The organism is Streptomyces sp. NRRL S-37 (genome assembly GCF_000721605.1).
In the GTDB taxonomy this organism is placed as follows: domain Bacteria; phylum Actinomycetota; class Actinomycetes; order Streptomycetales; family Streptomycetaceae; genus Streptomyces.
Genome location: NZ_JOIZ01000022.1, coordinates 49,040 through 73,886, shown reverse-complemented (window position 1 = coordinate 73,886; position 24,847 = coordinate 49,040). Strand labels below are relative to the sequence as shown.

Genomic DNA, 24,847 nt, shown 5'->3' with positions numbered 1-24,847 from the left:
TTGCCTGCCACCTCCCCGTACGAGTCGCGCCACCACCTGTGCCCGCGACCGTAGTGCAGCGTCTCACCACCGCACCGCCGTGGCGGCACGCACCCCGATTCTTCCTGTCCACGCCCCCGGTTGCGAACCGGCCGACAAATAGGGTGTCCAGGTTTTCATACGACACAGAGGGTGGAAACGGCTCAACGGTCCGGCGGCTCAGCGGTGCAGCAGCGCGAAGGACGCCCCCTGGTCGTCGGTGACCACGGCCGCCGTGCCGTAGGACGTCTCGAAGGGCGGGACCTGGACCCGGCCGCCGAGCCGGACCACCTCCTCCATGGCGGCCCCGGGGTCCTCGACGGCGAAGTGGACGAGGAAGTGCGGCGGCATCTCGGCGGGGAAGACGTCGGAGACCGGTGCGCGGCCGAAGTCGGGATCGGCGTCCGGGCCGAACAGGGCGGCGTGGAAGAGACCGCCGTAGAAGGTGTTGGCCGCCTGGGTGTCCCGCGTGTACAGCTGCACCCAGGCGAAGGTGCCCGGCTCGTGGCGGCGCCCGAAGCCGGGGGTGCCAATGCCCTGCCAGAGGGAGAACACCGCCCCCTCGGAGTCGGTGACGAGCGCGGTGACGCCCAGGTCGCCGAAGGGCCCCGGCGGGGAGACGACCTGCCCGCCGGCCGCGCGGATCCGCCGGCACAGCGCCCCGGCGTCCGGGGTGGCGAAGGACACCGTCCACACGGTGGGCAGCCGGCCGTCCGTCTTGTGCGCGAGGGAGGCGACGGGGGCGCCGTCCTTGAACGCCCGCACGGTTCCCTGGGGCTGGTCCTCGAAGGTCCAGCCGAAGAGCCCGCCGTAGAACCGCTTGCCCGCCTCCACGTCGGGCAGCTGCGCGTCCACCCAGCAGGGGGTGCCCTCCGGGTACTCCGACGCCCTGTGCCCCGATGCCCTGTTTTCGGCCATGCCGCCAAAGTAACCGCGCCGCCCGCAGGCCGCAGACCAGGCACACCATCCTCCAAGGGCCCGCACACCCCATTTGCAGTCGGCCGAATCGCGCTCGGATCACCCGTCGGTAAGCTGACGGCATGACAGGACAAGTGCGTACCGTCGACGGCCGTGTGGCCGGCCGGCGTGGGCAGGCGACCCGGCAGAAACTGCTCGACTGCCTCAGCGAGATGCTCAGCTCCTCCCCCTACCGGGACGTCAAGGTCATCGATGTCGCACGGAAGGCGGGCACCTCGCCCGCGACCTTCTACCAGTACTTCCCGGACGTCGAGGGCGCCGTCCTGGAGATCGCCGAGCGCATGGCCGCCGGGAGCACCGGGCTGAGCGAGCTGCTGGAGGGCCGCTCCTGGGCGGGGAAGGCCGGCTGGCAGACGGCGCAGGAACTCGTCGACGGTTTCCTGGAGTTCTGGCGGGCCAACGAGGCGATCCTGCGGGTCGTGGACCTCGGCGCGGCCGAGGGGGATAAACGTTTCTACAAGATCCGCATGAAGATCCTGAACTCCGTGAACAACTCGCTGGCGGACTCCGTCGCCGAGCTGCAGGCCAAGGGACGGATCGACAAGGACGTGAACCCCGCGGCGGTCGCCGGCTCGCTGGTGGCCATGCTCGCGGCCGTCGCCTCCCACCAGAAAGGTTTCTCCTCCTGGGGCGTGAAGCAGGCGGAACTCAAGCCGAACCTGGCCCTGTTGGTGTACCTGGGGGTCACCGGAAAGAAGCCGCCGAAGTAGGCGGAACAGGCGCCCGGCGGCCCCCGCCGACCGGCGCGCGGATCGGCAAGTCCTGTCAGACGGGCGGTGGTTCACTCCGGTGAGCCGCCGCCCGTCGCTTTCCGCGCGATACGGGAACGGGGAACACGGCACCATCCGACCGGTGTTGTGTTCCAGCGGACCGGCCGCGGGCCGCACGTGGCCCCGAGCGGCCCCGAACGAACGAGTGAACGTCCGACGCACACGCCGCAGGAGGAACCCGCGATGGCCCTGACCCGCGAAGAGCGCGAACAGTTCCTGGCCGAGCCGCACATCGCGGCGCTGGCGGTCGACGCGGGGGAAGGCCGCGCCCCGCTCACCGTGCCGATCTGGTACCAGTACGCGCCCGGCGGCGACGTGTGGATCATGACCGGCCTGGACTCGCGCAAGAACCGGCTGATCGGCGCGGCGGGACGGTTCTCGCTCATGGTCGACCGCGTCGAACCCACCGTCCGTTACGTCTCGGTCGAGGGGCCGGTGCTCGACACCACCCCGGCCACGATCGAGCAGCTGCGGGAGATCTCCGCGCGCTACCTGCCGGCCGGCAAGGTCGAGGAGTACGTCGACTCCGCCTGGAAGAACCACGGCGCGCAGGTCGTCGTGCGGATGCGGCCCGAGCGGTGGGTGTCCTCGGACCTCGGGTCGGTGTGAGCCCGCCGGACGCCCGACGACCGGACACCCGACAATCGGTGCATGGAACCCGATCTCCACGAGCTGCTGAGGTCGCTGCGGGTGTGGGACCCGCAGGTCACCGACCTGCCTGCGTTCGACCCGGCCGCCGCGCCCGCCGAGCCGCTGCCGCTGTTCACGCGGTGGTTCGCCGAGGCCGTGGCGGCCGGTCAGACCGAGCCGCACGCCCTGTCCCTGGCCACGGCGGACGCGCACGGGCTGCCGGACGTACGGATCGTGATGCTGCACGGCGCGGACGACGACGGCTGGTCCTTCGCCACCCACGCGCACAGCCGCAAGGGCGGCCACCTCGCCGCGCGCCCGTACGCCGCGCTGGCCTTCTACTGGCCGGTGCTGGGCCGCCAGGTACGGGTGCGCGGGCCCGTCGAGGCGGCCCCGGCCGAGGAGGCGCAGGCGGACCTGCACGCCCGCTCCACCGGGGCGCTGGCGGCCGCGCTGACCGGCAGGCAGAGCGAGGTCCTCGGGTCGCCGGAGGAACTGGCACGGGCCTCGGAGGCGGCATGGGAGCAGGCACGGCACGCACCGGACACCCCGGTCCCGTCCTGGACCCTGTACCGGCTGCGGGCGGACGAGGTGGAGTTCTTCCAGGGCGAGCCCCGACGACGGCACGTACGGCTCCGCTACCGGCGCGGGACGGAGGGCTGGATCAGGGAGTCCCTGTGGCCGTGAGGCCCGGGGAGGGGCCGGGCGGGCCAGGGGGGCCGGGCGGGCCCGGATGAGGAGGACATGCGGACATTCGGGCCCGCGATCCCCGCACACGTGATCAATCCGCAACCAATTCCGCTCTTGACCGATACCCATCAACCAGGGGCGTGATTACGCTCGCGCTCATGGCCGACTCCTCCGACTCCTCCACGCCCGCGCAGCCCACCGCGCCGAACCGGGTGGACCGCCCCGTCTACGTCATCGGCGGCGGCCCGGGCGGACTCGCCGTCGCGTACGCCCTGCGCGCCCGGGGGGTGCGGGCCGTCGTCCTGGAGCGTTCCGGCCGCGTGGGGGACTCCTGGCGGCGCCACTACGACCGGCTGCACCTGCACACCACCCGGCGCCGGTCCGCGCTGCCCGGGCTGCCGATGCCGCGCCGGTTCGGACGGTGGCCGGCCCGGGACGACGTGGTCCGCTACCTGGAGAAGTACGCCGAGCACCACCGCCTGGAGATCGTCACCGGTGTCGAGGTCTCCCGGGTCGAGCGCACCCCCGACAACACCGGCTGGCTGCTCCACGCCACCGGGGGCCGCGAACTGACCGGCGCGGCGGTCGTCGTCGCCACGGGCTTCAACCACACGCCCCGCGTCCCCGACTGGCCCGGCCGGGACACCTACACCGGCGAGTTCCTGCACGCGTCCGAGTACCGCAACGCCAAGCCCTTCGCCGGCCGGGACGTGCTGGTCGTGGGCGTCGGCAACACCGGTGCCGAGATCGCCGTGGACCTGGTGGAGGGGGGCGCCTCCCGGGTGCGCCTCGCGGTGCGCACCCCTCCGCACATCGTGCGCCGTTCGACCGCGGGCTGGCCCGCGCAGTACTCGGGGATCCTGGTACGCCGGCTGCCGGTCGGCCTCGTCGACCGGCTGAGCCGGGTCCAGGCGAGGGTGGCGCTGCCGGACCTGTCGGACCGGGGGCTTCCGCGTCCCGGCTCCGGGCTCTACACCCGGGTGCGGGAGGGGGCCATCCCCGTGCAGGACGTCGGTCTGATCGACGCCGTGCGCAAGGGGAAGGTGGAGGTCGTGGCCGCCGTGGAGGGGTTCGAGGAGGGCAAGGTCGTCCTGGCGGACGGCGATCGCGTCGGTCCGGACGCGGTCGTGGCGGCCACGGGGTACGCGCGCGGTCTGGAGGGGCTGGTCGGCGGGCTCGGTGTCCTCGACGACCGGGGCAGACCGGTCGTCCACGGCGGACGCACCCCGGCCGGCGCACCCGGCCTCTACTTCACGGGGTTCACCAACCCGATCAGCGGCAGCCTCCGCGAACTCTCCCTGGACGCCCAGCGCATCGCCCGAGCGGTGGTCCGAGCAGGCGGAACGTCCCCACTCCCCGCCTGACCACACACAGCCCCTCCACGCACAGCCGCCATCCCGCCCGTCCGCGGGCAGTCGTGCCTCCCCCAGTGCCTCAAGGGCCTGGGAGGTACCCCCAGGGCGATGGGGGTCCCCCCGCTCGAGCGGAGTCGAGAGTGGGGGAGGGTGGGCTGGGGGTACCCCCTCTGGGGGAGGCACCCCGCAACGCCGGGCCGCGCGACACCCCCCGCCCGGTCCTCACCGCGCCGGCGCAGGAGCCCGCGGGGTGGGACTGCTCATCCGCGCCTACAGGGTGCCTCTGCGCCCATCCGCGCCTACACGGCCGGCGCCGGTGAAACCCCCGCCCGCCGCCGGATCACCAGCGCCATCAGCGCCGCCGCCGCGCACAGTGCCCCCGACGCGATCCAGACCACGTCGTACGACCCGAACCTGTCCCGCGCGGCACCTCCGAGGAAGGCGACGACCGCCGCGCCCACCTGGTGCGAGGCCAGCACCCACCCGAACACGATCGGGCTGTCCTCGCCGTAGTGCTCACGGCACAGCGCGAGCGTCGGCGGCACGGTGGCGACCCAGTCCAGCCCGTAGAAGACGATGAAGAACAGCATCGGCGGATGCACACTCGGCGCCAGCAGGATCGGCAGGAACAGCAGCGAGATCCCCCGCAGCGCGTAGTACACCGCGAGCAGCCGGCGCGCGTCGAAACGGTCCGTGAACCACCCGGACGCCACCGTCCCGACGACGTCGAAGACGCCGATGACGGCCAGCAGGGACGCCGCGGTCGTGACCGGCATGCCGTGGTCGTGGGACGCGGGCACGAAGTGGGTCTGGATCAGCCCGTTGGTCGAGGCGCCGCAGATCGCGAAGGACCCGGCGAGCAGCCAGAACGGCCCCGTCCGCACCGCCGAGAACAGCACGGTCAGCGCCCGCCGGGCGGCCCCCGGAACGGGCTCCGGCTTCGGCACGAACTCCTTGGCCCCGTACGGCTTCGCGCCCACGTCGGCCGGATGGTCGTGCAGCAGCAGCCAGACGAACGGGACGACGGCCAGCGCGGCGAGCGCCACGGTGACGGCCGCCGGGCGCCACTCGTACCGCGTGACGATCCAGGACAGCAGCGGCAGGAAGATCAGCTGCCCGGAGGCGGACGCGGCGGTGAGGATGCCGCTGACCAGGCCCCGGCGCTCGGTGAACCAGCGGTTGGTGACGGTCGCGGCGAAGGCCAGCGCCATGGAACCGGAGCCGAGCCCCACCAGCAGGCCCCAGCACAGCAGCAGTTGCCAGGGCGCCGTCATCCACACCGTCAGGCCCGAGCCGAGCGCGATCACGCTGAGGGCGACCGCGACGACCTTCCGGATGCCGTAGCGGTCCATCAGCGCCGCAGCGAACGGAGCGGTGAGGCCGTACAGCGCGAGGTTCACGGAGACCGCCGCGCCGATGGTCCCGCGCGACCAGCCGAACTCGTCGTGCAAAGGATCGATGAACAGGCCCGGTACGGAACGGAAGGCGGCGGCACCGATGATCGTCACGAAGGTGACGGCGGCGACGAACCACGCGCGGTGCACGCGCGTGCGGCTCGGCTTCGGGCCGCACGCGGGCGGCTCCACGACGACGGCTGTCTCGCTTGTCCGGGTCATGCCCTAGAGCTTCCGGGATCGGCCCCGCCGCAACGAGTGGCCCGGAGGACAGCATTCGCTAGGATCGGGCCATGGATCCGGTCGAGCCCCCGCACGCGTCCGCCGGCTTCCGGCCGCACCGCGTCGTCGTCCTCGCCCTCGACGGGCTGCTCCCCTTCGAGCTGGGCATCCCGCACCGCATCTTCGGCCGCCCGAAGGACGGGCAGGGCCGCCACTTGTACGAGGTGATCACCTGCTCGGTCCGGCCGCCCGGGCCGGTGGAGACCGACGCCGACTTCGCCGTCCACGTCGCCCACGGCCCCGAGGCCCTCGCCACCGCCGACACGGTGATCGTCCCGGCGTCCTACGAGCTCGGCCCGGTGTTCGAGCGGGGCGAGCTGACCGACGAGCTGGCCGCCGCCCTCGCCCGTATCCGCCCCGGCACCCGGCTCGCCTCCATCTGCACCGGCGTGTACGTCCTCGCCGCCGCCGGGTATCTCGACGGCCGGCCCGCCACCACCCACTGGGCCGACGCCGAGCGCTTCCAGCGGCTGTTCCCGCGGATCGAGGTCGATCCGGACGTGCTGTTCGTCGACGACGGGGACATCCTGACCTCGGCGGGCGTCGCGGCCGGGATCGACCTGTGCCTGCACATGGTGCGGCGCGACCACGGCGCCGCGGTGGCCAACGAGGTGGCCCGCCGTACGGTCGTACCGCCGCACCGGGACGGCGGGCAGGCGCAGTACATCGAGCGGCCGGTGCCCGATCCGCAGCAGTCCTCCACGAGCGGTGCCCGCGCGTGGGCGCTGGGCCGGCTGCACGAGCCGATCCAGTTGCGCGACATGGCCGCGCGGGAGGCGATGTCGGTCCGCACCTTCACGCGCCGCTTCCGGGAGGAGTCCGGTGTCAGTCCGGGGCAGTGGCTGACCCGGCAGCGGGTGGAGCGGGCCCGGCACCTGCTGGAGTCCACTGATCTGTCCGTGGACCAGGTGGCCCGCGACGCCGGTTTCGGCACGGCCCAGTCGATGCGGCAGCACCTCCAGGCGGCGCTGGGGGTGACGCCGACGGCGTACCGGCGGACCTTCCGGGCCGGGACGGCCGCGTCGGCCCGGGGGTGAGCGGGAGGTCGCCCACAGGCTGTGGAGAACCCGGGGCCCCGCCGGCGGTGGCGGTGCGGCGCTGTCCGCCCCGAGCACGGCAGCGCCGCACCGCTTTTCGGCTTCGGCGTTCCCGCCCAGGTTCCCCCCTCGGCCCTGGGGGAACCGACGCCGAATCACGACCCACACTCGTCGAGGACCCCCGTCGTCGGGCCCTCGCCGTCCCCTCGCGGCGAATCGCTGACGACCAGAGTGATCAAACAGTCACCGAACGTCAATACCGATTCGGGTGACAATGACCTGCTTGGGACATATGCCCTGTTGGCCGAGACCGCGCACGGAAGCACACCCGGCGCACCACGTCACACCCCCGCCCACCGACCCGGCCTCTCGTGCACCCGTGCACCTGCGAAGACGGGGGCGACCGGGCGGGAAGGGGCGCGGACAACTCTCCAAGGGCACGGGGCCGTAGCGCCGTTCGGCTCCGCCGCGCGGGCGCGGTCGACCGCAGGGAACCCGCACACCCCGGCCGCCCGAGCCCTCCCGCGCCCGCGCAGCACACGCCCCGCGTGTACTACACCGCCTCGTAGGCCAGCCCGCCGCACGCCGACGCCCCGTCGGACACCTGCCCGCAGCGGTCCAGCTCGCACCAGATCCGCTTGCCGGCGCCCTCCGCGCTCCACCCCCACCGGTCCGCCAGTCCGTCCACGAGCGCGAGCCCGCGCCCGCCCGTGGCCTCGCCGTCCACACAGCGCGGCACCGGGGCCCGTTCGCTGCGGTCGGTCACCTCCAGGCGGACGGTGGCCTCCGCGGTGTCCTCCCCGGGCAGGGAGAGCCGCAGTACGGCCGGACGGCTGGTGTGCACCACGGCGTTGGTGACGAGCTCCGAGACGAGCAGGATCAGGGTCTCGGCGAGCGGTTCGTCGGCCTCTATGCCCGAGCCGGCCAGCCGCGAACGGGTCCACTGCCGGGCCCGTCCCACCTCAGCGGGGTCGGGCCGGATCTCCAGTTGCACTTGAAGCACCTGCACCGCTCACACCATCCGAACCGGCGGACACTTGGACTCGCGCCTCACGAGGGCCACGATCGTAGCCATTTCCTGCATGGCCAGAACAACGGCCGGGACAGGGGTCACGGAACGTGAATCCCTTATGGGACAGCATGGTTGACGTACAGTCACCCCAACAAGCGCTTCGGGCATATTCCAGCGCGAAGGAGTACCCGTACGGCATACTGTGCGACGCCCGCCACGGGGAGTCGAACGGGTGCCGGCGTTTCGCCTGGCCACCCGGCGGGAAGTCGCAGGCACCGGCCGGTACGGAGCCGCCTCGGGGGCGGCTCCGGCGCGGTGCGTACGCGGGACCACTCGCATCCCACACAAGGTACCGGAGGGGACGTCCGACTTCGGGCCGTGACGAGTGCCGCACAGGACACAAGCCGGTATCAACCCTCCGTGATCATGAAAATGCCACGATCCGTGACATCCGCGCGGAGGCGTTCCACCGGGGCCACCCGGACCGTCCGGGCCACCGGAGCTACTCGGGGACGGTGAAGTAGCGGGCGAAGGACCGGACGACCTCCTCCTCGCCGATCCTGCCGTCGCCGTCCGGGTCCAGCGCGGCGGCGGCCGTACGGGCGAGGTCCTCGGGGACGCCGAGCACCTCGAGGACCCGCGCGACGCCCTCGACGCCGGCGGTACCGTCCTCGCCGGTGCCGGCGACGGCGAGCGCCGCGTGCAGGAAGGGGCGGGCGATCTCGGCGAACCGGTCCGGGTTGTCCCGCAGCCGCTTGACCGCGCCGTTCACGAACTCCTCGCGTGTGATGCGCTGGTCGCCGTCGCGGTCCGCGATCCCCGCCATGCCCTGCCAGAACGCCTCGGCGCCGATGTACAGGGCCTGGCCCCGGTCGGAGCGGGCCGCGACGGCGAACTCGGCGAGCAGCGCCTTGGCCGCTCCGCTGAAGTCCTCGCGGTCGATGTAGCCGTTGCCGTCCTGGTCGAAGCCCGCGAAGCGGGCCGCGATCCTGCGCTCGTACTCGCTGGTGACCATGTCTCTCTCAGGCCGCCTTAGGTCAGTGGGTCGTCTCGCTGGGAGCGTACGTGGTGGTGGGCCGCCGGGAAGCCGGAAAACGACGCCTGGACCAAGACCGGGGGAATAACGGGACAAGCGTGTGACACGTGCGAGCGTCGACACATGTAAGCGTCCGCGCGTGCCGTCATGCCGACAGCGGGCGGGAGTCCTCGTCGACCGCGGAGGGGACGTCCGGGTGGATCTCGAAGAGCCGGCGGACCCCGAGGGCGCCGAGCACCTTGTTGACGTGACTGCCGTCGGCGGCCCCCCGCGCGGGGAGGATCAGCCGCAGACTGCCCCGGCAGGAGCGGAGCAGTCTGCGGGAGGCTATGAGCACGCCGACCCCGCTCGAGTCGCAGAACCACACCTCGGAGAGGTCGAGGACGAGGCTGTGCCCGCCCTCGGCCACCACGTCGTGCACCCGCTGGCGCAGCACCGGGGACGTCACCAGGTCCAGCTCGCCCGAGACCCGGAGCACGGTCCACTCGCCGTGCTCCTTGTCGGTCACTTTGAAGGTCACCACCACGCCCCTCGCTCGCCGGAACGGAAGCAGTCCCTACGCTTCCTTGCAGCGCGGCTGCCCACCGGCCGTTCCCTGAAACGCGAGCCGGGAAACGGATGCCGAACAGAAAGGGCTTATTTTAGTCGTCTTCGATCTGATTCGATCGGTTCCGATCGGTGCGGAGGTGGGCGGATGCGACCCGGACGGCGTCCGACGTGGGCGGGCGGCCCCTTACCATCTACGGCTCCTCCAGGGGCGCACATTGCCATAAAGGGGCGTGCGCCCTCCTGTACGCCGACTACATTCCTGGGGTCGCAGGCGACACCGGAACCGGGACCGACCACCCCGGAACCGGGAAGGAACAGGGGGTGAGGGGCCGCATGCCGAAAACGGACGTACCGCCCCGCTGGGACCGCAGGATGCAGCAGCGGCTCGCGCGCGGGGAGGCGGCGGCCCTCGGTGAGCTCTACGACCGGTTCGCCTCGCTCGTGCACGGCCTCGCCCACCGCGTCGTCGGCGACGAACACGCCGCCGACGCCGTCACCCGCGATGTCTTCGCCCACGTCTGGGAACACCCGGACTCCTACGACCCCGCGCAGGAACCCCTGCGCACCTGGCTCGCCACGCTGACCAGCCTGCTGGCCGTACGCCGGCTGCGCACCACGGAGACCGCGGCACTCGCCCGCGGCGGCCCCGGCACCACGGAGGACCTGGAGCGCACGGTGCGGCACGCCTCGGTGGCGGCCCGCGCCGACTACATCGTCCAGTCCATGCCGGCGCCGCTGCGGGACGCCCTGGAACTGGCGTACTTCCAGCGCCGGGACTACCGCCAGACCGCCGCCGACCTGGGCGTCACCGACGACGAGGCGCGCCGCCGGCTCCGCCTCGGCCTGCAGTTGCTGGCCACCGCGCACGACACCGGGGCCCCGGGCGACCCGCCCGGGATCGGGGGCGCCGCGTGAGCGAGCACCGTGCCGGACCGCTCGTACTGGAGCACCACGTGCTGAAGTCGCTGCTGGGTGCCTGGGCGCTGGCCGCCTGCGCGCAGGCGGAGGCGGACGCCGTCGAGGAGCACCTCGGCACCTGCGGGCCCTGCGCGGACGAGGCGCTGCGGCTGCGCGAGGCGGTCGGCCTGCTCCAGCGGCCCGAGAGCCTGGACCTGGACCCCGGCCTGCGCACCCGCGTCCTGGAGGCCTGCCTGGAGCGGCGCCCGCCCCGCGTCCCCGTGCCGGAGTGGGCCGCCGCGTACGACGCCGAGACCGCGCGGCTGGACGCGCTGCTCCAGGACTTCGGCGACTCCGAGTGGCACGCGCCGGTGCGGCTGCGCTGGTACGAGTCCGACGAGGCGAGCAGCCGCCGTACCACCGTCGCCGGGGTCATCGCGCATCTGCTGACGGTCGACGGGCTGGTCGCGGTCGCCCTCGGCCTCGACGACCCGCTCGGCGACGCCACGCCCGCCCGGCCCACCCCGACGGACCGCACCGAGGCGTACTGGCGGGCGGCCCGCTTCCCGCCCACCCGCTCGGTGCGGGCGCCCTGGCGGGAGCAGAGCCACGCCCTCGTGCGGACGGTGTCCTTCACGGGCGGCGGCACCGGACGGCTGCCGGTGTCGTACGGCGACTACGAACTGCCGCTGCACGACGCGATGCTGGACCGGGCCTTCGAGTGCTGGGTGCACGCGGAGGACATCGCCGAGGCGGTGGACTACCCGTACGACCCGCCCTCCGGGCGGCATCTGCACCGCATCGTCGACCTGGCCGCGCGCATGCTGCCGGCCGTGCTGGAACACCGCCGGCAGCACGGGCTGGCCTCCCCCGTGCAACGGCACCTGGTCGCCGCCGGGGAGCCGGGGCGCAGCCTGCGGCTGGAGATCGAGGGGTCCGGCGGGGGCGAGTGGCTGATCCCGCTGGACTCTCCGGCGGCGAAGGGGTCGGCCGAGCACGAGGTGGCGCACGTCGCGCTGGACGGGGCGGAGTTCTGCAGGCTCGCGGCGGGGCACGTGTCCCCGCGCGAGGCCGCGGTGGGGCAGGTCGGAGACCGTGACGCCATTAAGGACGTCCTGTTCGCGGCGGCGAGCATGAGCCGGTTGTAGGGGCGGGTTCCGTCTCGCCGGTGAGCGCGGGTGCGTGGGAGGTTCCGCGCAGTTCCCCGCGCCCCTATGGGTACGCACAGTGGACGTACCTGTGGGGGCGCGGGGAACTGCGCGTTCAGCCACAGACCACCCGCACGAGAGCACGGCGGGATCGCCCCTTCAGGGACGCGGGGAACTGCGCGAACGGCCACGACGAGCCCGCACCCGCCGACGGAACGGGAACCCTCCGGGCTCCTAGGCGAAGACCACCGTCCGCCGCCCATTGAGCAGAATGCGCCGCTCCGCATGCCACTTCACCGCCCGCGCCAGCGCCTGGCACTCCACGTCCCGTCCGATCGCGACGAGCCCCTCGGGCGTGACGTCGTGCCCCACCCGCTCGACCTCCTGCTCGATGATCGGCCCCTCGTCGAGGTCGGCGGTGACATAGTGCGCGGTCGCGCCGATGAGCTTCACGCCCCGCGCGTGCGCCTGGTGGTACGGCTTCGCGCCCTTGAAGCTCGGCAGGAAGGAGTGGTGGATGTTGATGATCCGCCCGGAGAGCCGCTTGCACAGGTCGTCCGAGAGGACCTGCATGTAGCGGGCGAGGACGACGAGCTCGACGTCGTTCTCGCGCACGATCTCCAGCAGCCGGGCCTCGGCCTCCGCCTTGCCGTCCTTCGGCACCGGGATGTGGTGGAAGGGAATGCCGTACGAAGCCACCAGTTCGGCGAAGTCGGTGTGATTGGACACCACCCCGGCGATCTCCACCGGCAGCGCGCCGGTCCGCGCGCGGAACAGCAGGTCGTTCAGGCAGTGCCCGAACCGGCTGACCATGAGCAGGACGCGCATCTTCTCGTCGGCCCGGTTGATCCGCCAGTCCATGTGGAAGGAGTCGCCGATCGCCGCGAAGCTCGCCCGCAGCTTCTCCACGGTCACCGGGGCGTCCGCCGAGAAGTGGACGCGCATGAAGAACAGTCCCGTGTCGTGGTCGCCGAACTGCTGGCTGTCCTCGATGTTGCAGCCGGTCATGAAGAGATAGCTCGACACGGCGTGCACGATGCCCTGCTTGTCGGGACAGGACAGGGTGAGGACGTACTGGTCGGCGGGGGCCGCGGCTCGGGTGGACTGCTCGCTCATGCGGAAAAGGGTCCCACACGCGCGGTCACGGCCGGCCTGCCGTTTCGCTACGCGGACCGCGTCACGATCCGCAGCACCTCCAGGGTGCTCGGCGGTGCGTCGGGGTCGTCGCCGTCGCTCGCCGCCATCCGCACGTGCGCGTCCCGCGCGGCCCGTACCGCCTCCGGCCACCCCTCGTGCTCGAGATAGGCGGCCACCGGCGCGTCCGGACCGACCTGGTGCATGATCCGCAGCACGCGCAGCACCGCGGTGTCGACGAGCGCCGCCTCCTGGGAGTCGCGGAAGATCGTGCCGACGTACTTCTCGGCGGACCAGTTGTCCAGCCAGGTGTCCTCGACCAGCCGGTAGACGGCGTCGGTGACGTCGCCGTAGCCGTCGACCCCGGCCAGCCAGACGTCCCGCTGGAAGGCGGGGTCGGAGAGCATGTGCAGCGCGGAGCGCACATTGCTGCGCCAGCGCCACCACGGCATGTCGTTGAGTGGCATGCCGCCCATGGTGAAGGAGCGACGGCCGCGACGGGAAGAGTTCTCCGAACCTTGCACGATCGTCGATCGTACGTTTCCGCGCCACATGAGTCATACGGGACCCCGTAATTCACCCCGGCGTCACCATCCGTTGACCAAGGGTCACTCCGGGGTTGGCCGTGTGGCGGAATCGTGGGGGAGCATGACCGGCAGGCGACGCATCCGCAGCATTCTCCTCCCCCGCCTCCTCCACCGGCCCGTCAGGGCCCGCGTCCTGGCCACGGGCGCGCTGGTGGCGTGCGCGTCGCTCGCCGCGGGGTGCGGGGTCGTCCCCGGTGCCACGGGGGGTTCCGGGGACGACGGCCCCCTCACCGTGATGACGTGGGCGCCCCAGGACACCGAGGCCACCAACAAGCCCGGAATGCCCGCGTTCGCCGAAGCGTACGCCCGCTGGATCAACTCCCAGGGCGGTATCAACGGCCGTCGGCTCACCGTACTGACCTGCAACGACAAGAACGACACCGTGGCCGCCGCACGGTGCGCCCGGCGCGCGGTGCAGGAGAACGCCGTCGCGGTGGTCGGCTCCTACAGCCAGCACGCCGACTCCTTCATGCCCACCCTGGAGGGCGCCGGGATCCCGTACATCGGCGGTTACGGCATCACCACCAACGAGTTCACCAGCCCGCTGTCCTACCCCGTCAACGGCGGCCAGCCGGTGCTGCTGGCCGGTCTCGGACGCACCCTGGCCGACACCTGCGGGCCGGTCACCCTGATCCGGCCCGACACCATCGTGGGCGACCAGCTCCCCCCGCTGCTCGACTCGGGTCTGGCGGCGGGCGGGCACGCGCGCTCCGGTGACCAGCGGGCGGCGGAGGACGCCACCTCCTACGAGAGCCAGGCGCGGCAGGCCCTGGAGCGCGCCACCGCGGACACGGCCGAGCGGGGCTGTGTGGTGCCCGCGCTCGGCGACCGCACGGGCACCTTCATGGACTCCTTCCGGCGGGCCCGCGCCGACTATCCCGAGGTGCACACCGCGACCGTGCTGGGCAGCGTCGACCAGAGCACGATCGACGCGTCCGGCGGGGCGTCGGGGCCGTACGAGGGGTCGTACGTCACCGGCTGGTACCCGGCGGCGAGCGACGCCCGCTGGAACCCGATGAAGAAGGTGATCAAGGAGGAGGCGTTCGGCGACAACCGGATCGACGCCGCGGACGCCGGGGTGCAGACCACCTGGATCGCCTACACCGTGTTCAAGCAGGTCGTCGAGTCGTTGGGGGACGGCGAGGTGAGCGCCGACACGGTGAGCGGGGCGCTGGACGGCGGGCTGAAGGTCACCACGGGCGGGCTCACCCCCACCCTGCGGTGGGAATTCCAGGACGATCTCGCCGCCGTCGGTTTCCCCCGCCTGGTCAACGCGAACGTGACGCTGCAGGCGGTCGAGGGCGGCCGGCTGGTCGCGGCCCGCAAGGGATTCACCGATGTGACGAAGACGCTGCGGGACGCGGATCTGGGCTGACCCGCGGTTCCGCCCGGCCGGGCGGGACGCGGGTCAGCGGTGCCCGGTCAGAGCTGGGTCGGCTGGCGCTCGGTCAGGCCGTACCGCTTGGCGATCGCGTTCCACAGCTTGGCGGCCTTCTGCTTCTCGGTGGTCGCGGTGCCGCTGGCCTGGTTGCCGGCCTGGGTCTGGCCGGTGGAGCGGGCCTGGCCCTTCTTGCAGCCCTTCTTGCCGGCGGTCTGGTCGGCCCAGGCGGCGTAGTGGTTGTCGGCCGAGGCCGACGCCTGCCACGCCTTGGTGAGCGCGCTGGTCAGCGCCTGGTGGTCGGGCAGCTTGTCCACGGACAGACCGGAGAGGTCGGTCACGAGCTGGTTGCGCTGCCCGGCCGCTTCCCGCAGGTCCGCGGCCGCCCGGCCGAGATCGCGGCAGGCCCTCACATCGGCGACCGCGTTGATCACGGTGGTGCGGCTGTCGCCGCTGTCGGCCAGCAGCTTGTCCAGCTCGACGGCCTGTTCACGGGCCGGGTCGGCGGACGGCGAGCCGGAGGCCTCCGCGCTCGCGGGCGCGGTCGCGGACACGTTCTGGTTGCCGCCGTCGCCGTCGTCGTCGCCGTTCGGGCTGCCGAGCAGCGCGCCCGCGCCGACACCGAGGACGGCGATACCGACGCCGATCGCCGCGATGAGCGGCACGCGGGAGCCGGTGCGGCCACCGCCGCGTCCGCCCCGGCCGCCGGCCGGGGCGGTGGGACCGGCCGGGCCGGCCGGACCGCCGGGCGTGGTGCGGACGGGCGGGCCGTAGTCGACGCGCGGGAGCTGCTGGGTGGATCCGGCCGGTCCCGCGGCACCGTCGCGGAAGAGGTTGTCGAACTCGGCGGGCGGCTGCCGGCTGCCGTCACCGGGCGGCGGGGTGCCGTAGGACTGCCCGGGGGGCTGGTCGGTGACGGGGGCGATGTACTGGGTGGCCTCGGCGTCGGGGCCGCCGGCGGGCGGCAGGTGTCCCGCGCCGGACGCGTTCCGCGGGGGCATGCCGGGGTATCCGCCGGCCTCGGAGCCGTGGGCGGGCGTCTCGGGCGGCAGCGCGCCCGGACCCACCGGGGGGATGAACTGCGTCGCTCCCTCGTCGGCGGCGGGTACCGGGGGTATGAACTGCGTCGCCCCCTCGCCGTCGGCGACCGGCGGCATGTACTGGGTGACCCCTTCCACCCCGTCCGGCGCGGCGGCCGGCGGGTACTGGGGGGCACCGTAGCCGTTCTGGGCGGGGGCGCCGTAGGGGTCGGCGGGCGGCAGCGGGGCTCCGGCGGCGTACGGACCGGCGCCGCCGTGCGGAACGTTTCCGTGCGGGCCGGACGGGGTGTTCCCGCCGTACGGCGGATGACCGCCGTGGGTCTGCGCGCCCTCGGGCGGGAGCGGACCGGGGCCGCCGCCGTGGGCCGGGGCGGGCGTGTTCCGCGCGCCCCACGGGGACGGCTCCGGGGTGCCCCACTGGTCGTCGGACGGGGGCTGCCAGTCCTGGCCGGGCGGTGCGGCCGGGCTCTGCTGCCCGGGACCCCACGGCGTGTCCCAGGTCTGGCCGCCGGGCGGGGCCGAGGCGGGGAACCCTCCGCCGGAGGTGCGGCCGTCCGCGCCGCCGGGGGCGGCCGGCCCGGCCGTCATGCCCGGCAGCAGGGGTTCGCCACCGTCGGAGGGCAGCACGATGCCTTCGCGCGCGGGGCGCGCCGAGGGCTCCTCGCCCTGTCCACTCTGCGTCACCGGGACTCCTGCCAATGGGGGACCTTGTGAATCGTCGGCTCACGCTACCGGGTCCCCGGAGCCCGGTGCCACGCAGCACAGGACCTGACCTCCTGCCCTGTGAGCGCGGTAACAAAACCGGGACACCGTAAGCCGCTTGCGTCACCCCCTTCACCCCTGCCCGTCACCTGGTGGACGTCAGGCCGCCGTCTGGAGCTCCATCCGCGCCCCGAACTCCCGTACCACCGACTCCTCCCGGTACGGTTCGAGGCGCTGCTGGAGGTCCTCCAGGTACTCGGCGCCCCGGTTGGAGCGGAGTCCGCCCAGCAGCTCCACCGCCTTCAGACCCGTACTGCAGGCCTGTTCGACCTCGCGCTGCTGCACCTGCGCGGTGGCCAGCAGCACGAGGCCGATCGCCCGCCGCCGCGCCCGCGACGCCGGATGCCCCTCCAGCGCCTGGCGGGCGCACCGCGCGGCTGCCTCAGCCTGGCCGAGGTCCCGGTGGCAGTGCGCCAACTCGTCGGCCAGATAGGCCTCGTCGAAGTGCGCGATCCACACCGGGTCGTCGCCCGAGGCCGGATCGACGGCCTCCATGGCGCTCACCGCGCGCCCCGCCGCCGTCTGCGCGGCGTGCACGTCGCCCATCAGCGCGTGCCCGCGCGCCTCCGCCGCGTGGAACATCGCCTCCGCGCGGGGTGTCACGCGCCCCCGCGCGCCCTCCTGCGCCGCGCGCGCCAACTGCGCGATCTCCCGCGGGTTTCCGAGCTGTGCGGCCAGGTGGCTCATCGAGGCGGCGAGCACGTACCCGCCGTATCCGCGGTCCCCGGCCGCCTGCGCCAGCCGCAGCGCCTGGATGTAGTAGCGCTGGGCGAGGCCCGGCTGCCCGGTGTCGACGGCCATGTACCCGGCCAGTTCGGTCAGCCGCGCGACCGCCGCGAACAGGTCGCGCCCCACGGCCTCGCGGTACGACCCCGCCAGCAGCCCCGAGACGACGCTGTTGAGGTAGTGGACCACGACCGGGCGCACGTGCCCGCTGCCGTACTGGTGGTCCAGGTCCACCAGCGCCTGCGTCATGGACCGCACGGCCGCCACGTCGGACTGGCCCACGCGGGGCCCGGCGGAGCGCGCCACCTGCCCGTCGGGCGCGGAGATCAGCCAGTCGCGGCTGGGCTCCACCAGCGCGGAGGCGGCGACAGAGGACCCGGACAGGAAGTCCCGCCGGCCCACGTCGCTGCGCCACAGCTCGCAGACCTGCTCGATGGCCCCCAGTACCGTCGGCGAGAACTGGAGGCCGACGCCCGAGGCGAGGTTCTTGCCGTTGGCCATGCCGATCTCGTCGATCGTGACCGTACGGCCCAGTTTGCGGCCCAGCGCCTCCGCGATGATCGCCGGCGCCCGGCCCCGCGGCTGCTGTCCGCGCAGCCAGCGCGCCACCGACGTCTTGTCGTAGCGCAGGTCGAGGCCGTGCTCGGCGCCGCACATGTTGACCCTGCGGGCCAGCCCGGCGTTGGAGCATCCGGCTTCCTGGATGAGCGCCTGCAGCCGTTCGTTCGGCTGCCGTGCGACGAGAGGCCTTGCGGCCATTGGCGTACCCCCTGAGGCTGCGGTGCCCTGCCACGCACCGAGTTGACGTGTCTTCCGCGGCCGTACGTCTCGCGTCCCGGCGATGGATGCGGCCGGGAAGATCAATGCCCCACTGAAGTACCGACAATGCGGGACATGTGAGGATTGCCGGGGTAACGGCGGATGCCGGCCCCTCTCCTGGTTACCCACCGGGGACGCGGATCCTCCCGCGCGCCCCCGTGGATGCACCCATGCGCCCCGGACACGGAGCCGGTGCTCCTCCCCCGCGCATGCGCGTGGGCGTAACCCCTGGTGACGGCCGTAGTTGTGTTCATCGTGGAAGAGACGATCGCGGGCGCCGACGCCGTACAGATCCCGAAGCAGCGCGGGGAATCGCTGCTGGACACCGCAGTTCGCTACGCCGAGGAGCGGCACTGGGACGTGTTCCCGGGTACCTGGCTGGAGGCCGTCGAGGGGGTGCAGCGCTGCTCGTGCGGTGACGCCGCGTGCCCCGCGCCCGGCGCGCACCCGGCCCGCCCGGACTGGGCGGCCCAGGCGACCGGCAGCGCGACCGTCGCCCGCCGGATGTGGCAGAAGCAGCCGGACGCGTCGATCCTGCTGCCCACCGGGCGGACGTTCGACGCGGTCTCGGTGCCGGAGACGGCGGGGTTCCTGGCGCTCGCGCGGATGGAGCGGATGGGGCTGACGCTGGGGCCGGTCACGGTGACGCCGGACCGGCGGACGGAGTTCTTCGTGCTGCCGGGGGCGTCGGCGAAGGTGCCGGATCTGCTGCGCAGGCTGGGGTGGTCGTTGTCGTCGCTCGACCTGGTGGTCCTCGGGGAGGGGGCGTACGTGGCCGCGCCGCCCACGCGGGTCGGGTGCCGGGGGGCCGTGCAGTGGGCCTGCCGGCCGACGGCGGCGAACCGGTGGCTGCCGGACGTGGAGGAGTTGGTCTCGCCGTTGGCTTATGCGTGCGGCAGGGATCGGTAGGGCGCCTGTTGTCCCGCGGGGCTTGTGTGGTGTCGCGACCGCGGGTTCGTTGTGGCTTGTCGCGCAGTTCCCCGCGCCCCTTCGGGGGCGCTCCACTCCCCTAGGCTTCTTTGCTGACGGAAGGAGACCTGGTGGGGACTGTGGCCGTAAGTGTGCGAGGGCTGTGGAAGCGGTTCGGGGAACAGGTCGCGGTCGGGGGGATCGATCTGGAGCTGCCCGCGGGGCGGTTCATCGGGCTGGTCGGGCCCAACGGGGCCGGGAAGACCACCACCTTGTCCATGGTGACCGGGCTGCTGCGGCCCGATCAGGGCACCGTCGAGATCGTCGGGCACGACGTGTGGCGGGATCCGGTGGAGGTCAAGGCCCGGATCGGGGTGCTGCCGGAGGGGCTGCGGCTGTTCGAGCGGCTGTCGGGGCGTGAGCTGCTCGCCTACACGGGGCGGTTGCGGGGGCTGCCCGGTGCCGAGGTCGACAAGCGGGCCACGCAGTTGCTCGACGTCCTCGGTCTGGCCGGTGCCCAGCACAAGCTCGTCGTCGACTACTCCACCGGCATGCGCAAGAAGATCGGGCTCGCCGCCGCCCTGCTGCACAATCCCGAAGTCCTCTTCCTGGACGAGCCGTTCGAGGGGGTCGACCCGGTCTCCGCGCAGACCATCCGGGGTGTTCTGGAGCGGTACACGGCGTCCGGCGCCACGGTCGTCTTCTCCTCCCACGTCATGGAGCTCGTCGAGTCGCTGTGCGACTGGGTGGCGGTGATGGCCGCCGGCCGGATCCGCGCCCACGGTCCGCTCGCCGAGGTGCGCGGGGACGCGCCCTCGCTGCAGCGGGCGTTCCTGGAGCTGGTCGGGGCGGACAGCCGGGACGCCGGTTCGGATCTGGACTGGCTGGGCGGGGGTTCCCGGTGAGCGCCGTGAACACTCCCGCCGCCCTCACCTCCGTCTTCGTCCGGCTGAAACTGTCCCTGCTGCGCAACGGGCTGCGGCAGTCCGGCGGGCGGAAGGCGGCCTACATCGCCTCCGCCGTCGTCGTCCTGCTGTTCGCCGCGCTGCAACTGCTCGGGCTGATCGCGCTGCGCGGCTCCGGTCACGTCGAGTCGCTGGTGGTGCTGCTCGTGGTGGTGCTGAGCCTCGGCTGGGCGGTGATGCCGCTGTTCTTCCCCGGGGGCGACGAGACCCTCGACCCGACCCGGCTGGTGATGCTGCCGCTGCGGCCGCGGCCACTGGTGCGGGCCCTGCTCGTGTCCTCGCTGGTCGGTATCGGGCCGCTGTTCACGCTGTGCCTGCTCACCGGTTCCGTGATCGCCGTCGCGCACGGCGGGGCGGCGTTCGCCGTGGGCGTCCTCGCCGTGCCGCTGACGCTGCTGGGGTGCGTGGCGCTCGCGCGGGCGGTGGCCGCCGCCAACGTACGGCTGCTCACCAGCCGCAAGGGCCGGGACCTCGCGGTGCTCAGCGGGCTGGTGATCGCCGTCGGGGCGCAGGTGGTCAACTTCGGGGCGCAGCGGCTGGGTTCCTCCGGTCTGGAGCAGCTCGACCCGGCGGCGGACGTGCTGCGGTGGCTCCCGCCGGCGTCGGCGGTCGCCGCGGTGCACACGGCGGGCGAGGGGGCGTACGGGGTCGCGCTGGCGCAACTGGCGCTGAGTGCGGCGGCGCTGGCGGGGCTGCTCGCGCTGTGGTCGCGGTCCCTGACGCGGCTGATGACCTCGCCGGACGGTTCCACCCTCCAGGCGGCCGGGGACACGGCGGTCCGCGACCGCGCGTCGACGGGCCTGGCCCGGCTGCTGCCGCCGGGCCGCACGGGTACGGCCATGGAGCGCAGCCTGCGTTACGTCTGGCGTGATCCGAAGACGAAGGCCGCGTGGGTGACCTCGCTGGCGATCGGGCTGCTCGTGCCGGTGTTCAACGCCTGGCAGGGCACCGGCTCGGTCTACTTCGCCTGTTTCGCCTCCGGGATGCTCGGCATCCAGATGTACAACCAGTTCGGGCAGGACACCTCGGCGTTCTGGATGGTCGCGATGACGATCTCGTCGGCCCGGGACGCGTACGTCGAGCTGCGCGCCCGTGCGCTGGCGCTGCTGCTGGTCACCCTGCCGTACGCCACGCTCGTCACCGTGCTGACGACGGCGATGCTGGGCGACTGGGCGCGGCTGCCGGAGGCGCTGGGCCTGTCCTTCGCGCTGCTCGGCGCGATGCTCGCGACGGGCGCGTGGACCTCGGCCCGTTTCCCGTACTCCATCCCGCAGGAGGGCCACAGGAACGTCGCCCCGGGGCAGGTCGGGCTGGCCTGGATCTCCATCTTCGGCGGCATGGTCGCGGCGGCGGTGCTGTGCGTCCCGGTCATCGCCCTCACCGTCTGGCTGAACATCGCCGAGGGCGACGACTGGCTGTGGCTGCTGCTGCCGGTGGGCACGGCGTACGGCGCGGCCCTGACGTTCCTCGGCCTGCGGCTGGCGGCCCCGCGGACGGCCGGCCGGCTGCCGGAGATCCTGACGGCGGTGAGCAAGGGGTGAGCCGCGGTCAGTCCTCGCCCGGTGAGTCCAGGGGGCCCAGGGAGTCCAGGAAGGGTTCGATCGCCGCGAGCCAGGTCTCCGGCTGGTCGTAGTGGACCAGGTGGCCGGCGTCGGCGACCTCCGCGTACCGGCCGTGGGGCATGACGCGGACCATCTCCTGGGCCTCCGCGCGGCCGAGTTCGCCGTCGAGGCCGCGGACCACCAGGGCGGGGCAGCGCACCTGGGCCAGTTCCTCCCAGTGGGCGTCGAAGACCCAGGTCTCGCGGGAGCGGAGCATCTGGTCCGGGTCGAACACCGGACGCCAGCCGTCCGGGGACTCGGCCATCACCTCGGCGTAGAACGCGCCGCGGGCCGGGTTGGGCCGCTCCACCCAGGGGTCGTCCTCGCCGAACCACTTGCGTACGTCGGCGAGCGTGGCGAACGGGACCGGCCATGCCTTGAACCACTCCGCCCACTCGCGCTGCGAGGCGGCCCCGAGGGCGGAGGCCCGCATGTCGCAGACGACCAGCCCGCGCACCAGGTCGGGGCGTTTGGCGGCGAGCTGCCAGGCGGTCAGCGCGCCCATCGCGTGGCCGATGAGGACGGTGGGGCCGAGACCGAGCTGTTCCACGGCGGCCTCGGCGTCGTCGACGTAGGCGTCACGGGTGAAGGAGGCATGCGGGGGCTTGTCGCTGCGGCCGTGGCCGCGCTGGTCGAGGGCGACCGCGCGGTACCGCCCGGAGAGCCGGCGGGCGGTGGACGCCCAGTGCGAGGCGCGGCCCATCAGGCCGTGCAGTAACAGCACACCGGGGGCGTTCCGCCCGGCGCCCTCCGCCGGGTCGGCCCCGTTCTTGGGAGGGTCGCCGAACTCCCAGGCGGCGAGCCGTACGCCGTCCGCCCCGGTCACGTCGATGCGTCGCGCCATGGTCCTGGCACCCCCCAAGCTCGCTGCCTGTCCGCTGCCTGTGTACTGGCCCTACCCGTTGCCACCGCCCGCAGGCTATCGAATGAGCATTCGAAAATGGCCTTTTGCCCGGCAACACCCCTCGTTCGAGTGACCCCCTGCGGGGATTGATCGCCGCGGCCCGGGGGAGATCTTCATCGGGAGGCGGACCGCTCGGGGAAAACGGTCCGAGGGGGATGACCCTGAGAGCTCGGGGCTCCGGGTCAGCACAGGGGAGGACAGGCCCCGGCGCCGCGCGGCGCCGGGGCTCCTCACGTGGTCACGGCACATCGTCCCGCCCCTCCCCTGCCGGGACGACACCGCTGTCGGCCCGGCCAGAGCCACTCAGGTCATATGCCTCACGCGACAGCCTCGCACGCGAATCCGGTGAGCGCTGCGATTCGCCGCAGTGGATCCGGCATTCGGCGCGTTCACACCTCACACCGGCGGGCGCGGACCGGCCGCCCGACGTCCCGTCCCACCGGCCTGTCCAGCCTGTCCGGCCGGCCGGCCGGTCAGGGCTTGGCGACGAACACGTGCGAGGCCACCTCCGACTCCAGCTCGGCCGCCTCGCCGCTGCTGCCCACCAGCACCCCGCCCGCCGACTCCGTCACGCTGACCACCGAACCGGGCTGCACGCCCGCCCGGCGCAGCGTGTACATGAGCTGTGCGTCCGTCTGGATCGGCTCGCCGATCCGGCGCACCACGACCGTCTTGCCCCCGACGCCCGGGTCGAGGTCGGCCAGGGACACCATGCCCTCGTCCAGGAACGGATCGGCCCCGTCCTTCTCGCCCAGCTCCTCCAGACCCGGAATCGGGTTGCCGTACGGCGACTCGGTGGGGTGCCTCAGCAGCTCCAGCACGCGGCGCTCGACGGCCTCGCTCATCACGTGCTCCCAGCGGCAGGCCTCGGCGTGGACCTGCTCCCACTCCAGACCGATCACGTCGACCAGGAGACACTCGGCGAGGCGGTGCTTGCGCATCACGCGCGTGGCCAGCCGGCGGCCCTCCTCGGTGAGCTCCAGGTGCCGGTCCGAGGCGACGGACACCAGGCCGTCGCGCTCCATCCGCGCCACCGTCTGGCTGACCGTCGGCCCGCTCTGGTCGAGCCGCTCGGCGATCCGGGCACGCATGGGGATCACACCTTCCTCCTCCAGCTCGAGGATGGTGCGGAGATACATCTCCGTGGTGTCGATCAGTCCGGACATACATGCCCCTCGATGAGATCTGCGGATGGCTCTGCCGGAGGCTGGACGGCTCACCGGCGCGTGCGCTGGCCCAGGACCCAATTCTGACGCATCGGACCGACAACCGGGCCGCACCGTGGAAACGAGGGGCCGCGCGGAGGGGAAACCCCGCCGTCGGACGCCGTATTGACACGGCACTGGTCCAGACCGCACGGTGATCCGCGACACTCCTCCCCGAAGTGCCCGAAGGGATGCCGCATGAGCGACCGCACGCCGGCCGACCGGTTCCTCGACGCCGCGATCGACCTGCTGCGGCAAATCCGCGACGAGGAGGCCGAGTCCGTCACGGCGGCGGGCACGCTGCTCGCCGACACGGTCGCGGACGGTGGCCGGCTCTTCGCCTTCGGCGCCGGGCACTCCTCGCTGGCCGCGCAGGACCTCGTCTACCGGGCCGGCGGACTCGCCCTGATGAACCTGCTCGCCGTCCCGGGGGTCGTCGGCGTCGACGTGATGCCGGCCACGCTGGGCTCCGCCCTGGAACGGGTCGACGGCCTCGCGGGCGTCGTGCTCGACTCCTCACCCCTCCGCGCGGGCGACGCGCTGATCATCGTCTCGCTGTCCGGGCGCAACGCGCTGCCCGTGGAGATGGCCATGAAGGCCCGGGAGCGGGGCGTGCGGGTGATCGGCGTGACGTCGGTGGCGTACGCGGCGCAGACGACGTCCCGGCACTCCTCCGGGACGTTCCTGAAGGACCACTGCGATCTCGTACTCGACTCCCGGATCGCGGTCGGTGACGCGGAACTCACCCTCGACAACGTGCCGGCGCCCTTCGCTCCCGCGTCCACGGTGGTCACCTCAGCACTCCTGCAGTCCGTCGTGGCCACAGCGGCGGCGGTTCTCGCCGACCGCGGCATCGAGCCTCCGCTCCTGCGCTCCGGCAACGTGGACGGCGGCCACGAGTGGAACGCCCGCATCATGGACGAGTACGGCGACCGGATCTTCTACCGCCACTGACCCGGGACGACGGTTTTCCTCGCCCCCGCCGCCCCTTCCCGTCCCGAACCTGGGGCTCCGCCCCAGA

Annotated in this window: 23 protein-coding genes; 12 read left to right on the top strand and 11 right to left on the bottom strand. The window is 73.0% G+C overall.

Annotated features, from left to right (window positions below; translation table 11 throughout):
- Nucleotides 1–198: 198 nt before the first annotated feature.
- Entirely contained in the window at nt 199–936 is a 738-nt protein-coding gene (locus tag IH50_RS0129935; RefSeq protein WP_199822162.1) for a VOC family protein, read from the bottom strand.
- A 134-nt stretch (nt 937–1,070) separates the two neighbouring features.
- On the opposite strand from IH50_RS0129935, the gene IH50_RS0129930 reads away from it, so the two are divergent.
- The 4 genes from IH50_RS0129930 to IH50_RS0129915 all read left to right on the top strand — a co-directional run bounded on the left by IH50_RS0129930 (nt 1,071) and on the right by IH50_RS0129915 (nt 4,450).
- Nucleotides 1,071–1,706: a TetR family transcriptional regulator gene (locus IH50_RS0129930; RefSeq protein ID WP_030869128.1), complete on the top strand. Its 636-nt coding sequence runs from the start codon at nt 1,071–1,073 to the stop codon at nt 1,704–1,706.
- Nucleotides 1,707–1,949: 243 nt separating this feature from the next.
- Nucleotides 1,950–2,375, top strand: coding sequence for a pyridoxamine 5'-phosphate oxidase family protein (locus IH50_RS0129925; RefSeq protein ID WP_030869126.1), 426 nt, complete (start codon nt 1,950–1,952; stop codon nt 2,373–2,375).
- 42 nt (nt 2,376–2,417) lie between these two features.
- Nucleotides 2,418–3,083, top strand: coding sequence for a pyridoxine/pyridoxamine 5'-phosphate oxidase (locus IH50_RS0129920; RefSeq protein ID WP_030869125.1), 666 nt, complete (start codon nt 2,418–2,420; stop codon nt 3,081–3,083).
- A gap of 161 nt (nt 3,084–3,244) precedes the next feature.
- Nucleotides 3,245–4,450, top strand: a complete 1,206-nt coding sequence (locus IH50_RS0129915; protein ID WP_030869123.1) for a flavin-containing monooxygenase — start codon at nt 3,245–3,247, stop codon at nt 4,448–4,450.
- 290 nt (nt 4,451–4,740) lie between these two features.
- Here the strand turns inward: IH50_RS0129915 and IH50_RS0129910 are convergent, their stop codons facing one another.
- Nucleotides 4,741–6,057 (bottom strand): MFS transporter, encoded by a 1,317-nt coding sequence (locus tag IH50_RS0129910; RefSeq protein ID WP_030869121.1) that lies wholly within the window; start codon nt 6,055–6,057, stop codon nt 4,741–4,743.
- A 71-nt stretch (nt 6,058–6,128) separates the two neighbouring features.
- On the opposite strand from IH50_RS0129910, the gene IH50_RS0129905 reads away from it, so the two are divergent.
- A complete protein-coding gene (locus tag IH50_RS0129905; RefSeq protein ID WP_030869120.1) occupies nt 6,129–7,154 on the top strand; it encodes a GlxA family transcriptional regulator in 1,026 nt (341 codons plus the stop codon).
- 553 nt (nt 7,155–7,707) lie between these two features.
- Here the strand turns inward: IH50_RS0129905 and IH50_RS0129900 are convergent.
- From IH50_RS0129900 to IH50_RS0129890, 3 genes are all read right to left on the bottom strand, one after another.
- Nucleotides 7,708–8,148 (bottom strand): ATP-binding protein, encoded by a 441-nt coding sequence (locus tag IH50_RS0129900; protein ID WP_030869118.1) that lies wholly within the window; start codon nt 8,146–8,148, stop codon nt 7,708–7,710.
- A 520-nt stretch (nt 8,149–8,668) separates the two neighbouring features.
- A complete protein-coding gene (locus IH50_RS0129895) occupies nt 8,669–9,181 on the bottom strand; it encodes an EF-hand domain-containing protein (protein WP_030869116.1) in 513 nt (170 codons plus the stop codon).
- 166 nt (nt 9,182–9,347) lie between these two features.
- A complete protein-coding gene (locus tag IH50_RS0129890; RefSeq protein WP_030869113.1) occupies nt 9,348–9,728 on the bottom strand; it encodes an STAS domain-containing protein in 381 nt (126 codons plus the stop codon).
- A gap of 356 nt (nt 9,729–10,084) precedes the next feature.
- Here IH50_RS0129890 and IH50_RS0129885 point away from each other — a divergent pair, with 356 nt between their 5' ends.
- Together IH50_RS0129885 and IH50_RS0129880 are read left to right on the top strand one after the other, a co-directional pair.
- A complete protein-coding gene (locus tag IH50_RS0129885) occupies nt 10,085–10,666 on the top strand; it encodes a sigma-70 family RNA polymerase sigma factor (protein WP_030869112.1) in 582 nt (193 codons plus the stop codon).
- Nucleotides 10,663–11,796 carry a maleylpyruvate isomerase N-terminal domain-containing protein gene (locus IH50_RS0129880; RefSeq protein ID WP_030869110.1) on the top strand — a complete coding sequence of 378 codons (1,134 nt, stop codon included), beginning with the start codon at nt 10,663–10,665 and terminating at the stop codon, nt 11,794–11,796. Before IH50_RS0129885 ends, IH50_RS0129880 begins: the two co-directional genes overlap by 4 nt.
- A 234-nt stretch (nt 11,797–12,030) precedes the next feature.
- On the opposite strand, the gene purU is transcribed toward IH50_RS0129880, so the two are convergent.
- Nucleotides 12,031–12,912, bottom strand: a complete 882-nt coding sequence (gene purU / locus IH50_RS0129875; RefSeq protein ID WP_030869109.1) for a formyltetrahydrofolate deformylase — start codon at nt 12,910–12,912, stop codon at nt 12,031–12,033.
- Between the two features lie 47 nt (nt 12,913–12,959).
- Complete coding sequence (locus tag IH50_RS0129870; RefSeq protein WP_030869108.1) at nt 12,960–13,406, bottom strand: SCO4402 family protein; 447 nt, start codon at nt 13,404–13,406, stop codon at nt 12,960–12,962.
- A 172-nt stretch (nt 13,407–13,578) separates the two neighbouring features.
- Between IH50_RS0129870 and IH50_RS0129865 the strand changes: the two genes are divergently transcribed.
- Nucleotides 13,579–14,892: an ABC transporter substrate-binding protein gene (locus tag IH50_RS0129865; RefSeq protein WP_030869107.1), complete on the top strand. Its 1,314-nt coding sequence runs from the start codon at nt 13,579–13,581 to the stop codon at nt 14,890–14,892.
- 47 nt (nt 14,893–14,939) lie between these two features.
- Here IH50_RS0129865 and IH50_RS0129860 read toward each other — a convergent pair whose 3' ends face one another.
- On the bottom strand, nt 14,940–16,619 hold the full coding sequence (locus IH50_RS0129860) for a hypothetical protein (protein WP_030869106.1): 1,680 nt from the start codon (nt 16,617–16,619) through the stop codon (nt 14,940–14,942).
- A 177-nt stretch (nt 16,620–16,796) separates the two neighbouring features.
- Complete coding sequence (locus IH50_RS0129855) at nt 16,797–18,182, bottom strand: hypothetical protein (protein ID WP_030869099.1); 1,386 nt, start codon at nt 18,180–18,182, stop codon at nt 16,797–16,799.
- Between the two features lie 306 nt (nt 18,183–18,488).
- Between IH50_RS0129855 and IH50_RS0129850 the strand changes: the two genes are divergently transcribed.
- From IH50_RS0129850 to IH50_RS0129840, 3 genes are all read left to right on the top strand, one after another.
- Complete coding sequence (locus tag IH50_RS0129850) at nt 18,489–19,151, top strand: bifunctional DNA primase/polymerase (RefSeq protein WP_030869097.1); 663 nt, start codon at nt 18,489–18,491, stop codon at nt 19,149–19,151.
- Nucleotides 19,152–19,264: 113 nt separating this feature from the next.
- Nucleotides 19,265–20,056: an ABC transporter ATP-binding protein gene (locus IH50_RS0129845; protein WP_037873135.1), complete on the top strand. Its 792-nt coding sequence runs from the start codon at nt 19,265–19,267 to the stop codon at nt 20,054–20,056.
- Nucleotides 20,057–20,061: 5 nt separating this feature from the next.
- The gene (locus IH50_RS0129840) at nt 20,062–21,657 is read left to right on the top strand and encodes a hypothetical protein (RefSeq protein ID WP_030869089.1); all 1,596 of its coding nucleotides are present in this window, start codon (nt 20,062–20,064) and stop codon (nt 21,655–21,657) included.
- Nucleotides 21,658–21,664: 7 nt separating this feature from the next.
- Here IH50_RS0129840 and IH50_RS0129835 read toward each other — a convergent pair whose 3' ends face one another.
- Both IH50_RS0129835 and IH50_RS0129830 read right to left on the bottom strand, forming a co-directional pair.
- Nucleotides 21,665–22,561 (bottom strand): alpha/beta fold hydrolase, encoded by an 897-nt coding sequence (locus tag IH50_RS0129835; protein ID WP_030869072.1) that lies wholly within the window; start codon nt 22,559–22,561, stop codon nt 21,665–21,667.
- A gap of 533 nt (nt 22,562–23,094) precedes the next feature.
- A complete protein-coding gene (locus tag IH50_RS0129830) occupies nt 23,095–23,787 on the bottom strand; it encodes a metal-dependent transcriptional regulator (protein ID WP_030869069.1) in 693 nt (230 codons plus the stop codon).
- A gap of 237 nt (nt 23,788–24,024) precedes the next feature.
- On the opposite strand from IH50_RS0129830, the gene IH50_RS0129825 reads away from it, so the two are divergent.
- Entirely contained in the window at nt 24,025–24,780 is a 756-nt protein-coding gene (locus IH50_RS0129825; protein WP_030869066.1) for an SIS domain-containing protein, read from the top strand.
- Nucleotides 24,781–24,847: the final 67 nt, after the last annotated feature.